Genomic DNA, 13,196 nt, shown 5'->3' on the forward strand with positions numbered 1-13,196 from the left:
CATTAAACGATCGGAATAGTTTCCGAAAATTCGGAGGTAACAATGAGCGAGAAGACCGGAACCCCGGAACCACAGGTTGAAACCACTTCTGTGTTCCGCGCAGATCTCTTGAAGGAGATGGAAAACGGCGCGGCGGCAGATAGCACTGCCACCTCCGCAACGGGCATCGAGAACCTAGGGGAGGGGCAAGCATTGCTCGTCGTCAAGCGGGGCCCCAATGCGGGAGCCCGCTTCCTTCTTGATCAGCCGACCACCACCGCGGGACGCCACCCAGAGGCTGACATCTTCTTGGATGATGTCACCGTCTCACGCCGTCACGCAGAGTTCCGCATCAATGATGGCAAGTTTGAGGTCGTTGACGTGGGATCCCTCAACGGCACCTACGTTAACCGCGAGCCGCGCAACTCGCAGGTCCTTGAGGTCGGGGACGAGATCCAGATTGGCAAGTTCCGGCTAGTATTCATCGCCAACGAGAAGTAGTAACCTGTGAGCCACAGACTCTAGGGTGATGAGGGGCACGCCACAGGCGTGCGCCTTCCCAAACATAATGACCGCAACTATCAGAAGAGCTACAAGAGACACACAGTGAGCGCAGCAGCCCGAAACGCAGCACCGAACCCCGCTTCCGCCCTTCGCCGGAAGTCTGAGGCTAAGGCCACGAAGGCCAAGACCATGTCTATTGGCGTGGTCTTGGAGAGTCTGCATGCGCAATTTCCTGAGGTGACTGTCTCCAAGATTCGTTTCTTGGAATCTGAGGGGCTCATCAGCCCCCAGCGCACGGTCTCTGGCTATCGCCGTTTTACTCAGGAGGACGTGGATCGGCTGCGTTACATCCTGACCACCCAACGGGATAACTACACACCACTTAAGGTCATCCGTGAACAGCTCGAGGCCCTAGATTCCGGGCAGGTCACGGCTATTGTCTCCGCTGGCAAGACCGAACCGCTGGTGACGCCGGAGCAGTTTAAAGCGCCTACCATCACCCGGTTGACGGACACGGATGTGGCGAACCAGGCTGGGTGCAGCGAGCAAGACGTGGCGGAGTTGTACAAGATTGGTCTGATTTCTCCGGATTCCTCGGGCTTCTTCAACACCGATGATGTGGCCGTGGCCTCCGCCGCGATTGCTCTACGGGCCTTTGGGTTCGATACCAGGCAGCTGAAGTCCTTGCGCAATAATGCGCGCCGGCAGGCAGATCTGATCTCTCAGGTAGCCTCTCCGGTGGCCAATTCTAAGGCCGATACCGCTCGCCAGCAGGCCGAGGAGCTTTCGCAGCAGATGACCGCTCTGGTGGTTTCGCTCCACGCCACTTTGGTCAAGACTGACCTTCGTAATGAATACAACTCCTAAGCCTTAACACTCGGCCTTTCTTTTGTGGGAAAGTGGACGTTATGAATGACGTAGTTCTCGAGTTCGCAGGTATCCATGACATGGAACCTGAAAATGACCTCTGTGCGGTCTTTCGCTGGGTGGAGGGGGAGAAGATCCTTCCCATCTGGCTCTCCCCGGTGGATGGGGCTCGCGCGCTTTCCCACACGGGTGGATTTAGCAGCAGCCGCCCTGACACGTATGACCTGCTCATTGATGTCCTTGAGGAGCACGGCGGTATAGATAGCATCCGCATCAGTAGTCACTTCGAGGGAACCTTCATGGTGGACGTATCTACCACGGACGGTGCGAACTATGATTGCCGCCCGAGTGATGCCATTGTCCTTTCGGAACACTTCGGTATTGCATTTAGCATCGATGAGGATATCCTCGCGCAGACAGCCGTGTATGTCAGCGCAGATGACTTGCAGGAGTATTTTGGATTAACTTTTGTTGACTCTCCCGGCGAGGAGAGGGAGGTGAGTGCTCAGGGCAGTGGTCTTGAGACCTCTGCATCCGGAAACCCGCAGGCAGATGCCGACTTCGAAGAGATGATGCGTTCCCTTGGTGTCTCGGAAGAGGATTTCTTAAGCGGACACGATGATGAAGAAAATAATGACACGCGTGTTATTAATGATGACAATGATGACGGCGAGGTCTAAAGTTTAACTTGAGAGTTAGGCTGAAGGCTCTTGACGTTCTATGAGCCCTTCGCCTTTAATTGAGCTTTAGGGCTTTGAAATAATCATTGGAGAAAACACGTGAGTATGAATGATGAGCACCAGGATGCCGGCGCCTACGTCCAAGAGTCCTTGTTTGATGTGGGCCCCGACGAAGAGGTAGGCTACCGCGTCCCTATCGCGTGCCAGGTTGCTGGCATTACCTACCGCCAGCTCGATTACTGGGCGCGCACCAATCTGGTAAATCCCTCCATTCGTACTGCACGCGGCTCCGGATCCCAGCGTTTGTACTCTTTCAAGGACGTCCTCGTCCTGAAGATTGTCAAGCGTCTGCTTGATACAGGAATTTCCCTGCAGAATATTCGCCTTGCCGTCGAGGGCCTGCGGGATCGCGGCGTCAACGACCTAGCACAGCTCACGTTGGTCTCGGACGGCACTACCGTCTACGAGTGCCGCTCCAACGACGAGGTGATTGACCTCCTCGCCGGCGGGCAAGGGGTATTCGGCATCGCCGTGCCCGGAATCCTCAAAGAGCTTTCTGGAACCATTGCTGCTTTCCCCGCAGAGCGCGTCAACGATCTTGATGGCGAAATAGTCATTGGAGTAGACGAGCTCGCTGCACGCCGCCACCGCAAGACTTCCTAGCTCTAGAGGCAAGTCCCCCAGGGCTCCAAACATTCTCACTCACGTGATGCTTGGAGCTCTGGGGGACTTTGGTGTTTTCTCTAGACTCCAGTGGCCTGCGCGAGGGCCTTATTCAATGCTGCACTATCGTTGGCGTCCGTAACCTCAGCGTGAGAGTCTGCGAGCTCACCAAGCAATGCGTCCTTCTCCCCGCCGATGGTGACGACTGAGAGCTTCACACTATCTCCCTTTCTCGAAGCCAGCGCATCTCGGAAGGAAGCATCATCCATGTCTTGTTGCGTACCCGTGGTGACTACGAGGACGCGAGTGTCTTGCCCGGACTCGGCAGAGCGCTGTGAGGCGGAATCTAGCGCTGCCAGCACTGCGCTGCGAGTCTGGGGCACGCCGCCGGTGCCAAACCTATCAAGAGTTCCAGCGACCGCGTTGCCATCACCAAAGCCCAAGTTATCGCGGTAGCCCACTGTTGCACCTGGAGAAAGCGGCGAAGAATAGTTCCACAATGCCACCGATTTTCCATCAGTGCCTAGAGTTTGCGCAGTGCCGGACAACGCAGCCGAGACCGACTCGAAGCCGGGAGCCATGGCCTCGGAGGTATCGATCAGCACGAGGGTATCAAGCGCCGTTGCTTTAGAATCCTGTGGGGCCTGTGGCGTGGGCGCGGCGGAAGATGATTGAGAAGACTCGGTGCTCGGGGGCGCAACAGAGGTCGCGGGCGCGGTGGTTTGGGCCGCTGTGTTCTGACTCGAGTCTGCAGCGGCGGAAGAATCCCCCTCCTGGCCACCGCGTGAGCTCAGTAACCACACTGAGCCGGCCACAAGCAGCAAGGCGATGATTGCGATGACGGAGATGAGCCATGTGGATATGGCAAAGGATTTTCTAGCGCTGGCGTGCCGTCCCATAGAGAAACGAGTCCTTCCTGCCGCGGGGCTGATGCCGCAGCATACAATGGTTGCTACTTGTCTAAGGCCATTGCTTTAGAGCCTGCTTAGAATACCTGCGCGCGGCGGTGAGCTGCGTACTCGTTTCCTAAGCTCACTCACTTGGCAAAGCGAACTTTAGTAATCCAGTGTAGCCGCGTAGGCACGGTCGATTTGGGAGACAAGCCGGGATCTTAAAGGTTTCGCCGCTGCAGATAGGGCGCGCTGCCGGTGCACATACTCGGCCTTGCCCTCAGGGGTCTCGATAGCCACTACACCGAGGCCAAGATCGCGGCAGTCATAAGGTGAGGCCTCCATATCGAGAATGCGGGCCTGCACAGCAATATCGAAGCAGTCGAGGAAGAGTTCTCCGGGGATAAGAGGGCCGAGCTTCCATGCCCACTTATAGAGATCCATAGTGGCATGCACGCATCCACACTGATCATCTGCTGGTTGGCGTTCCCGCGACAAGACTGTGAGGTTGAGGGGGCGGGCCGGCTCGGTGAAGAAGCGATAGGCATCAAAGTGCGTGCATTTAATGCGGTGGCTTTCTACTACCGTATCTGTTCCCCGTGCGCCTAAACGCAAGGGCAGGCTGTGTCGCGGCTGCTCGGTACGGTAAACCATGGCCCATTCGTGGAGCCCGAAGCAGTCGAAGGAGGTGGGGTTTTCTGCACTCTTGCAAAGAAAGTCGCGCATGAAGGTAACTGATTCACCGCGACGGGCCCAGAATTCCGCGAGGTCGAGACTTATACCCTGATCTGTGCGGTGATAGTCACGCCACTGAGCATGCGGTGCGGGTTCGCCACCGTCTACAGCGAGAGTGAAGCCGAAACCAGGGTGCCAGCGCCGCAGATGAGAGGGACGGACAGGGTAGTACTCAAAAAGAAAGTCGAAGACGGGATGATAGCCACCTGCGTGGCGGTATCGAGAAAGACGATCATCCGCCCGTTCTTGGTGGCGCTGCATTGCGGCGCGCCATTGTGCCGGCTCGAGTACTTCCACGAGCGTCCCTTCACCTACTTCTTGACAAACAACGGGGCTAAAGCCCACGACATAGCGCGGCTTTAGCGCTGTCCGGAGCGCCCGCCGCTGCGACGATTGCCACCGCCATGACGAGACGCCGAGCCTTGGCCACGTCCGCGGCCACCGGCGTTATCACCAGAGCCGCGCCGCGAGCCACTACGCCCGCCGCCACGCCGGCTGTTTCCGCCGCGGCCTCCGCGCCCACCATGGTTGCCACCAGTGGATTCGAAGCTACCGTCTTTGCGGCCATTGGGCTTTGAGGGCTGCTGTGCCGGTTGACCCGGAGGGGGCAAAGGGGTGCCCGAAGGCTTACGAGCGCCAGTTATCTGGGCGAGCTCCGGAGCGCTGGCAGGATTCTCCCGCGTGGTGAGATCGAAGGTTGTGGCCTCGACGCCGGCTTTCTTGATGAGCTTGTTGACTTCGCTGCGCTGCTCATCGAGCACCAGAGTGATGACCTTGCCAGAGGCGCCACCACGGGCAGTACGCCCGGCGCGGTGGAGATAAGCCTTGTGCTCGGCTGGCGGATCGACGTGGACAACGAGGGATACATCGTTGATGTCGATTCCGCGCGCGGCGATGTCCGTTGCTACGAGGACGGGAATCTCTCCGCTGCTAAAACCTTCGATGGCACGGGTACGCGCGCCTTGGCTCTTATCGCCGTGGAGTGGATAGGCGTTGATTCCCACTCGGCGTAGCTTCTTGGCCTGGCGGTCAACGCCGTGCTTGGTGCGCATGAACATGATGGTCTTGCCAGCGCGCGCGCCCAAACGCAGCACGACTTCGTTGCGGCCATCGCGGTCCCCAACCAGAGCTAGGAAGTGCTCCATGGTGTCCACCGCAGCCTCAACCGGGGCAGTGGAGTGGGTGACGGGGGAGTGCATGAACTGGTTGACCAGCTTATTGACGTCTCCGTCAAGGGTGGCTGAAAACAGTAGGCGTTGGCCGTGCTGGGGCGTTAGAGCCAAAAGCTTGCGTACCTGGGGAAGAAAGCCCATGTCCGCCATCTGATCGGCCTCGTCCAACGCGGTAATCTCAACATCGGCGAAAGAAAGCTTGCCCTGATTGATGAGATCCTGTGCGCGGCCTGGGGTGGCCACGAGAATATCTACCGGGCGTGCCAGTGAACGAATGTGGTGGTTGATGTTGACGCCACCTACGACAGAAAGCACGCGCAGGCCCATGGCATTGGCCGGCTCATCGAGGCGCTGCTGGGTTTGGGTTGCCAGTTCGCGGGTGGGGGCCAGAATCAACGCGCGGGGTCGTCCCGGCTTGGAGGCACCAGAAGCGGCCAAGCGGACGATGATGGGCAGACCAAAGGTGAAAGTCTTTCCTGAGCCTGTGGGCCCGCGGCCGAGCACGTCCTTGCCGGCTAAGGCGTCAGGGATCGCCGCTTCCTGGATGGGGAAGGGCGACTCAATTCCCTGACGGGAGAGGGCATTAGTGATGGGGCGGGGGAGACCGAGTTCGGCAAAAGTAGTCATTGCGCTCAAGTCTATAGCGAGCGCACTACGATCCCGGCATCGCCCGCCCTGGGACTAGCCCTATTTGCGTTGCTCCTAGTTCTCGGTGCGGGTCAGGGAGCGATCTCCAGACCATTCCAGGTGGTAGACGCCCGGCTTGTCGACGCGGTGGAAAGTGTGCGCACCAAAGTAGTCACGCTGTGCCTGGATGAGGGCAGCAGGAAGACGCTTGGCCCGCAGGCTGTCGTAATAAGACAGCGACGAGGAAAATACAGGTGCGGGAAGACCCAAGCGTGTGGCGGCTACGACGACGCGGCGCCAAGGATCTATGAGGCCAGCGAGTTCATTCTTGAAGTAGGGATCAAGAATGAGGGCGGGCAGATCGGCGTTGTTGTCATAGGCCTCGCGGATCCGGTCGAGGAACTTGGCCCGGATGATACATCCGCCGCGCCAGATGGTGGCCAGATCACGAGGATCGACATTCCAATCGAACTGATCGGAGCCAGCCTTGATCTCATCAAAGCCCTGGGAGTAGGCGATAAGCTTGGAGGCGTAGAGCGCGCGGCGTACATCCTCGATGAACGCGGCCCTATCCACGTCGAGCGCAGGCAAGTCACCCGAGGGCAGCTCACCTTCCTGGGCGGCCTGACGCTGCTGCGCCGAGGAAGATAGAGCGCGGGCGAATACTGCCTCGGCGATGGCGGTGACGGGCACGCCAAGCTCTAGGCCGTTGATGGCGGTCCAGCGGCCGGTGCCCTTTTGTCCGGCCGCATCCACGATGACGTCCACCAAGGGGCGCCCGGTATCCGGATCGGTCTGGGCAAGAACCTCGGCGGTGATTTCGATGAGATAAGAATCGAGGTCGCCGGAGTTCCACTCCTTGAAGGTCTCCGCAATCTCTGCCGGTTCCATGCCAGCGCCATAGCGCAGGAGCTGGTAGGCCTCCCCGATGACCTGCATATCGGCATACTCGATTCCGTTGTGCACCATCTTGACAAAGTGTCCGGCACCGTCTGGGCCGATATGGGTCACGCAGGGCACGCCGTCGACCTTGGCGGCGATGGACTCGAGGATGGGGCCCAAAGTCTCCCAGCTCTCGGCGGGACCGCCAGGCATGATGGAAGGACCATTGAGGGCGCCTTCCTCACCGCCGGAGATACCGGCGCCGACGAAGTGACGGCCCTTGGCGGCCACTTCCTTCTCCCGGCGGATGGTGTCGGTGTAGAGGGCGTTGCCGCCATCGATGATGATGTCGCCTTCATCCATTGCTTCGACGAGCTGGTTGATGACAGCGTCAGTCGCCGCACCGGCCTTGACCATGATGATGGCCTTGCGCGGGCGCTCGAGGGAAGCGACGAAGTCCTCAACGGTCTCGGAAGGAATGAAATTGCCTTCGGAGCCGTGCTCTGAGATGAGTGCGCGGGTCTTTTCCGGGCTGCGGTTGTAGACGGCAACGGTGTTGCCGTTGCGGGCGAAGTTGCGAGCGAGGTTCGAACCCATGACGGCCAAACCCACTACGCCTATCTGAGCGAGATCATTCTTTTTGGTCATGCTGGATAGTCTACGTCACGCGAACCCAGTATCCTGTCCAAGCATGGACCACTTAACCGCCATGCAAAAACTCATCGCCACTGCGGGACAGCGCCCGCTCAAGGCGGAAGAGCTCGAACTCTTCAACGGCAACAACATGGGCTTAGGAGCCCTACTGGGTATTCGCCTGACCCATATCGCTGCACGTGAAGTGCGTTCCGAGCTGGAAGTAACCCCTGAGCACCACCAGCCCTGGGGCGTGGCCAACGGCGGGCTTTATTGCTCGATTGCGGAGTCCACGGCATCCATCGCCAGCATCGTCGCAGCCCAGGCTCCCGCCGTCGGAGTGAATAACTCCACTGACTTCATCAAACCCGTCAGCGCCGGAATCATCGAGGCTGTGGCCACTCCCATTCAGATTGGGCAGACTACGCACCTCTGGAACGTCGAAATGCGCCAAGACGGCGAACTGGTCGCGCGCACCACCCTGCGCACGATGATTAGGGGCTAGAGGCTAGAGCCAGTGGTTGCGGCGGAACCACCAGAACATAACCGCAACTACGAAGACCATCAGCCCCAAGGACATGTAGTAGCCCCAGGCCACGTGCAGCTCCGGCATGATATCGAAGTTCATGCCGTAGATGCCGGCCACGAGGGTGGGAGCAGCCCACATGCCGACCACGGCAGAAATCGTGCGCATGTCGGTGTTTTGTTGCATGGTTACCTTGGCCACGGAGGCGTCGATAAGCGAGCTAAGGCGCTCGTCGAAGGAAGCCACCTGATCCTTGACCACGAGCTCGTGGTCGTTGACGTCACGCAGATAGGAACGGATCGTCTTCGAGATGAGATCCTTGTGATCCGAGATCATCGCTTTCAGGGCCGTGGAGAGCGGATCGATGGCGTGCTTCATCTCTAGAATCTCGCGCTTGAACATGTAGATGCGGTCGATGTTGAACTTGGTCTGGGGAGTAAAGACCTCCTCTTCAATCTCATCGACCTCGATCCCGATAAGGCGCACGATCTCGGAGTAGCGGTCCACCATCATGTCCAGGATTTTCCACGCCATCGCCACCGGGCCCAGCTCAACGAGATCCTGCTCATCTTGAACCGTGTAGGCCAAGTTGGGCAGCTTCGCGGAGTGACGGACGGTGATGATGAAGTTGGAGCCGATGATCATCTGGATCTCACCGGTGGAAATGATCTGGCGTTTATCCGCCACTTCGTCGTGGTCGCGGTAGTTGACGGAGCGGGCCACCACGAAGAGCTGATCGTCATAACGCTCGAGCTTGGGGCGCTGGTGCGCCTGCACTGCGTCCTCAACGATGAGTTCGTGGATATTGAACTCCGAGGCGACCTTGGTCATCTGAGACTCGAGCGGCTCGTGCAGGCCAACCCAGACGAAGCCGCGACCGTATTCTTCGACGGTCTTCATGGCAGAATGCGCAGTGAATTCTCCGGGCAGCGCCTCACCATCGACGAATACCCGGCAATGCTCGATCGCCCTCTCCACGGGGACCTTGATGAGGGAGTCCTTCGGAGGCTCACTTTTCTTGCGTGGCCGAAATGGAGACGGTACTGCGGGCATCCTGAGAGCCTCCTTCACTTTAATCAATGGCAGGCGAGAGCCTATCTAGCGCGGACTAAAGCCTACACCGATACAAGGCCTATACTGATTCCATGCCTACCTGGAAAGACCTTACCTCAGCCAATCCTGCACATTCGGAGAACTTCGCTCGGAAGTGGAAGATCCTGGAAGCCCAAGGAAAAGACATTAACGGCGAGGCGCGCTTGGTCGATGCCATGGTAGAACGCCACTCCAGGGTCCTCGATGCAGGGTGCGGATCCGGCCGGCTGGGCGGCGAGCTTGTTCGCCGCGGGCACACCGTGGTCGGCGTCGATGTTGATCCCATTCTCATCGCCCACGCTGAGGAAGATCATCCGGAAGGCACATGGGTAGTCGGGGATCTCTCCACCGATGAAGTCCCCGCAGGCGACTTCGACCTCGCCGTAGCGGCCGGAAACGTCATGGCGTTCATCGCCGTTGAAGGCAGAGAGCAGGCACTGCGGAATATCTTTAATTCGCTGCACCCTGGCGGACGCTTCGTCGCAGGCTTCGGAGAAGGCCGCGGATGGCTATTCGAAGACTTCATCGAATTGGCGCAAAGTGTTGGCTTCAACCTCGACTTCCGCTTCTCTTCCTGGGATCTGCGCCGCTTTAGTGAAAACTCCACTTTCCTCGTCGCGGTGTTTTCTCGGCCGGGCGCAGACCTCCTGGATTAGCCTCGACGATCGGCCTGATCGAAGAAGTCCACCTCGTGGAAAGCGGCCGAAAGATAAGCACGGCAGGCACGCTCGCGAGTGATTTCGTCCACGGCCGCTAGAGCCTTCTCAGCAATTGCGATAGCGGCGCGCACTCCGTTAATGAAGTCCTCTCCTGCATAAAGTGAGAGCCAGTCGTGGTAGGGGTGCTCTGGGTGGTTGTGACCCGCCAGTTCAAGCCCTACTTCGGCATAAAGCCAGTAACAGGGGAGGACAGCTGCCACGCCGATGACGTAGTCCTCGCCATGGGTCGCGGCGATGAGGAAGTCCGTGTATGCATTGGTAATAGGAGATGGCGCGGTACTTATTTGCCCACCTAACCAGTCGCGATGAAGCGCCGACTCGACCTCGATGCATTCGGCCGCGCCGCCCGCCCAATGCAGCTGTGCCTGCGCGTCCGGTGCCATGGAAGCTAAGCGTGCCAGCGCCTTTGAGTAGCGCGAGAGATACTGGGCATCTTGATCCAGATAGAAAGAAAAGTGTTCCGGACTCAAGGAACCTTCTCCGAGCGAGCGGATGAAAGGCAACGCCGTTATCTGCTCCCAGGCGTCACCCGTGAGATCCCACAGACGTTGCGTATGCGACCCAGCGGCCGCCACGTGGGGACGCGGCGCCGGCAGTGTTGACTCGAGCGAGGTGAAGTGGCGCAGGGGCTCAGACGAGGCAGCAACACTCAGGCGACGGGCACGGTGGCCGTGATCTACCGGGCCATGACCCTTGCCCACAAGGAGCTCTTCAGCGTAGGAGATGGCCTCGTACAGCCACTGCGTCGACCACTCCAAGGCGGCAGGCAGGCTGTGCCCGGCGCCGAGTTTGGTGGCGAGGGCAGAAGAGAGCGAGCAGCCCGTGCCGTGCGTATTCTCGGTATCTACTCGCGGACAGGCCACGCGGTATACGGCCCCCGTGGGCTCTACAACCGCATTGTCTGCCGCACCGGAACTAAGGTGGCCTCCCTTGACAACGACGGTCGTGCCAGCATCTTCCGCCCAGTGCTGGGCGGTGGCGATAGCCTCCTCGAGGGTGGTGGCCTCAGGCGTGCCGGTAAGCACGGCCAGCTCCTTGAGATTAGGGGTGATGACGGTGGCCTGCCGGCATAGCTTACGCACTGCCTCCTCCGCCGCCTCATCCAGTAGGCGATCGCCGCTCGTTGCCACCATGACCGGATCTAGCACCACCGGAATGCTCCGGCGCGTGCGATGAGAAGCAGCTTCAGATTCACTGTCAGCATCACTGTCAGAATTAATCTCAGTAAGAAACTCAGAGACCACGGCGACGATGTCTTGGCTTGAGAGCATGCCGATCTTTATGGCATCAATCTCCACATCGTCCGCCACACAAACAAGCTGCTCTTTTAAGAAATCCAACGGCGGGACATGTACGCTGCGCACACCTTGGGTATTCTGTGCGACCAAGGCAGTGATGACGCTCATGCCGTAGCCACCTGCAGCGGTGATGGACTTGAGATCCGCCTGGATCCCGGCACCTCCGGTGGGATCTGTTCCGGCGATGGATAGTACGCGTGGAATGACTGCAGATTCCCGGTCTGGATTTTTAGCCATGAAACTTCTCCTTGAGAGTGTGGGCGGCGGCTTCAGGGTCTTGCGCCGCCATGATTGCGCTGATTACGCAGACCCCGGAGAAATCCGAGCCTGCTAGGAAAGAAACACTGTCGGCATTGATTCCGCCGATCGCCACGGCTGGGATGTCGCGCTCACTCGCGCGAGTGGCAAGGCGTCTGGCCTCTTTCACTCCGAGGCCAGACGGCGCATCGAGTTTTGTAGCGGTGTTAAACACCGGGCCGATACCGACGACATCCGGCAAAAGATGTGGGGAGGTCGTTGCAAGCCCGTCGAGGGCATCAAGATCGGCATCACTTCCTACAGAAAGGCCAATCAATTGCTCGGGTCCAAGGGCCGCGCGGGCCTGTGCAAGCGGCATATCATTTTGCCCTATGTGCAGGTGACAGTCCAGTTTAGCCGCAACCTCAACCCGGTCATCGATAAAGAGCGGGACATCACCCAGAATCGCTAGCAGCTCCCGGGCGGTTTCCTCGACCTGGGCGTCGCTGCCCTCCTTGTCGCGCAGTTGGACCACCCCAACGCCGCCAGTTAGTGCGCGCTGGACGACGCCGACAACCTCCTCACGGCCTCCGCCCAAGTAGGGATCGGTGACGAGATAGAGGGACCAATCAATGCCTCTTGTTGCGCCGGCTCTTGATGAATCAGACACTGTTATACCTGCGCGATTTCTTCTATTCGGCCGCTCGAGGCGATGGCTTGACCGTCAAGCTCATAGAGCGCGTCTATCCACGCCACGGCAAAGGAACCGGGCGCATGGCATGTGCTGGCAGCTACCTGACCGGCTGCACCCATATGCGCATGGGCGGCTAGGACTGCCTCAAAAGGGTCCTGCCAAGCAGCAAGATAAGCAGCTACGAGAGCACCGAGGGAGCAGCCAGTACCGATGACTAGCTGCAGCATCGGATCCCCGCTGTGCAGATAAACAGCCCGCTCGCTACCACCCTGGACGCGAACGATGAGATCGCGCTCACCGGAAACTGCCACGACCGCACCAGTGCGGCGCGCGAGGGCCAGGGCAGCAGGCAAGGCTGCATCGACGCCGTCCGTGGAATCGACGCCGCGGCCGCCAGCACCGGCGCGGGAAAGCGCGATGATTTCAGAGGCATTGCCCCGAATGGCAGCAGGCTTTTCCCCGAGAATCGACAGCATGAACTCGGTGCGGTAGGCCAAGGCACCTGCGCCGACTGGATCCAGTACCCACGGAGTTCCAGCAGAATTAGCGCCGGCGATGGCCGCTCGCATGCCCGCATAAGACTCTTGTGAAGGCGTCCCCGCGTTGATTAAGACTCCTTGTGCGACTTGCGCGAATGCACCGGCTTCCTCCGGGGTATCGCACATGGCGGGGCTGGCTCCAGCAGCTAATAAGACATTGGCCGTGACGTCCATGACCACGGAATTTGTCAAACATTGAATGAGTGGGGCATTACTGCGCACGGCTTCGCGTGCGCGTGAATAAGCGCTATCCACAACTTTCCCTTCGCTAGTTCTAACTAAGTGCAGGTTCTATGGGTCTAATCTCAGCTGCATCTGCAGCACCCCAGGTTGCACTTTCGACTCTAGCAAATCTGCACACCAAGGCCCCCCGAGAAGGTTGTCTGGCACGTCTCCACAAGGCGCCGTGCACATGGGGTGCTGTGCTGCATTTTTGGGGCATTTTGGTGCAGGAAAGGT

The 13,196-nt window shown here is 59.2% G+C and carries 12 protein-coding genes, 1 pseudogene and 1 riboswitch; of the genes and pseudogenes, 6 read left to right on the forward strand and 7 right to left on the reverse strand.

Annotated features, from left to right (window positions below):
• Positions 1–42: 42 nt before the first annotated feature.
• The 4 genes from odhI to F4V60_RS06030 all read left to right on the forward strand — a co-directional run bounded on the left by odhI (position 43) and on the right by F4V60_RS06030 (position 2,693).
• Positions 43–480: an oxoglutarate dehydrogenase inhibitor Odhl gene (gene odhI / locus F4V60_RS06015; protein WP_075729777.1), complete on the forward strand. Its 438-nt coding sequence runs from the start codon at positions 43–45 to the stop codon at positions 478–480.
• Between the two features lie 192 nt (positions 481–672).
• Complete coding sequence (ftsR, locus tag F4V60_RS06020; protein WP_084559258.1) at positions 673–1,350, forward strand: transcriptional regulator FtsR; 678 nt, start codon at positions 673–675, stop codon at positions 1,348–1,350.
• A gap of 41 nt (positions 1,351–1,391) precedes the next feature.
• Complete coding sequence (locus tag F4V60_RS06025) at positions 1,392–2,030, forward strand: bifunctional nuclease family protein (protein WP_075729779.1); 639 nt, start codon at positions 1,392–1,394, stop codon at positions 2,028–2,030.
• A 105-nt stretch (positions 2,031–2,135) separates the two neighbouring features.
• Complete coding sequence (locus F4V60_RS06030; RefSeq protein WP_075729780.1) at positions 2,136–2,693, forward strand: MerR family transcriptional regulator; 558 nt, start codon at positions 2,136–2,138, stop codon at positions 2,691–2,693.
• Between the two features lie 80 nt (positions 2,694–2,773).
• Here F4V60_RS06030 and F4V60_RS06035 read toward each other — a convergent pair whose 3' ends face one another.
• The 4 genes from F4V60_RS06035 to gndA form a co-directional block, all read right to left on the reverse strand.
• Positions 2,774–3,592, reverse strand: coding sequence for a vWA domain-containing protein (locus F4V60_RS06035; protein ID WP_075729781.1), 819 nt, complete (start codon positions 3,590–3,592; stop codon positions 2,774–2,776).
• 156 nt (positions 3,593–3,748) lie between these two features.
• Positions 3,749–4,579 (reverse strand): 3-methyladenine DNA glycosylase, encoded by an 831-nt coding sequence (locus F4V60_RS06040; RefSeq protein ID WP_075731107.1) that lies wholly within the window; start codon positions 4,577–4,579, stop codon positions 3,749–3,751.
• 98 nt (positions 4,580–4,677) lie between these two features.
• On the reverse strand, positions 4,678–6,117 hold the full coding sequence (locus F4V60_RS06045) for a DEAD/DEAH box helicase (RefSeq protein WP_075729782.1): 1,440 nt from the start codon (positions 6,115–6,117) through the stop codon (positions 4,678–4,680).
• 75 nt (positions 6,118–6,192) lie between these two features.
• The gene (gene gndA, locus F4V60_RS06050) at positions 6,193–7,647 is read right to left on the reverse strand and encodes an NADP-dependent phosphogluconate dehydrogenase (RefSeq protein WP_075729783.1); all 1,455 of its coding nucleotides are present in this window, start codon (positions 7,645–7,647) and stop codon (positions 6,193–6,195) included.
• Between the two features lie 43 nt (positions 7,648–7,690).
• Here gndA and F4V60_RS06055 point away from each other — a divergent pair, with 43 nt between their 5' ends.
• Positions 7,691–8,137, forward strand: coding sequence for a PaaI family thioesterase (locus F4V60_RS06055; RefSeq protein ID WP_075729784.1), 447 nt, complete (start codon positions 7,691–7,693; stop codon positions 8,135–8,137).
• 3 nt (positions 8,138–8,140) lie between these two features.
• Here F4V60_RS06055 and corA read toward each other — a convergent pair whose 3' ends face one another.
• Positions 8,141–9,211, reverse strand: a complete 1,071-nt coding sequence (corA, locus tag F4V60_RS06060) for a magnesium/cobalt transporter CorA (protein WP_075729785.1) — start codon at positions 9,209–9,211, stop codon at positions 8,141–8,143.
• Positions 9,212–9,303: 92 nt separating this feature from the next.
• On the opposite strand from corA, the gene F4V60_RS06065 reads away from it, so the two are divergent.
• Positions 9,304–9,906 (forward strand): class I SAM-dependent DNA methyltransferase, encoded by a 603-nt coding sequence (locus F4V60_RS06065; protein WP_075729786.1) that lies wholly within the window; start codon positions 9,304–9,306, stop codon positions 9,904–9,906.
• Here the strand turns inward: F4V60_RS06065 and F4V60_RS06070 are convergent.
• Positions 9,903–12,138, reverse strand: a pseudogene (locus tag F4V60_RS06070) (bifunctional hydroxymethylpyrimidine kinase/phosphomethylpyrimidine kinase). The gene F4V60_RS06065 and the pseudogene F4V60_RS06070 sit on opposite strands and share 4 nt — an antisense overlap.
• Before the next feature lie 38 nt (positions 12,139–12,176).
• Positions 12,177–12,992 carry a hydroxyethylthiazole kinase gene (gene thiM / locus F4V60_RS06080; RefSeq protein WP_075729789.1) on the reverse strand — a complete coding sequence of 272 codons (816 nt, stop codon included), beginning with the start codon at positions 12,990–12,992 and terminating at the stop codon, positions 12,177–12,179.
• Positions 12,980–13,075, reverse strand: a riboswitch (TPP riboswitch). Its footprint overlaps the gene before it by 13 nt.
• Between the last annotated feature and the right edge of the window lie 121 nt (positions 13,076–13,196).

This window comes from Corynebacterium flavescens (assembly GCF_008693105.1).
In the GTDB taxonomy this organism is placed as follows: domain Bacteria; phylum Actinomycetota; class Actinomycetes; order Mycobacteriales; family Mycobacteriaceae; genus Corynebacterium; species Corynebacterium flavescens.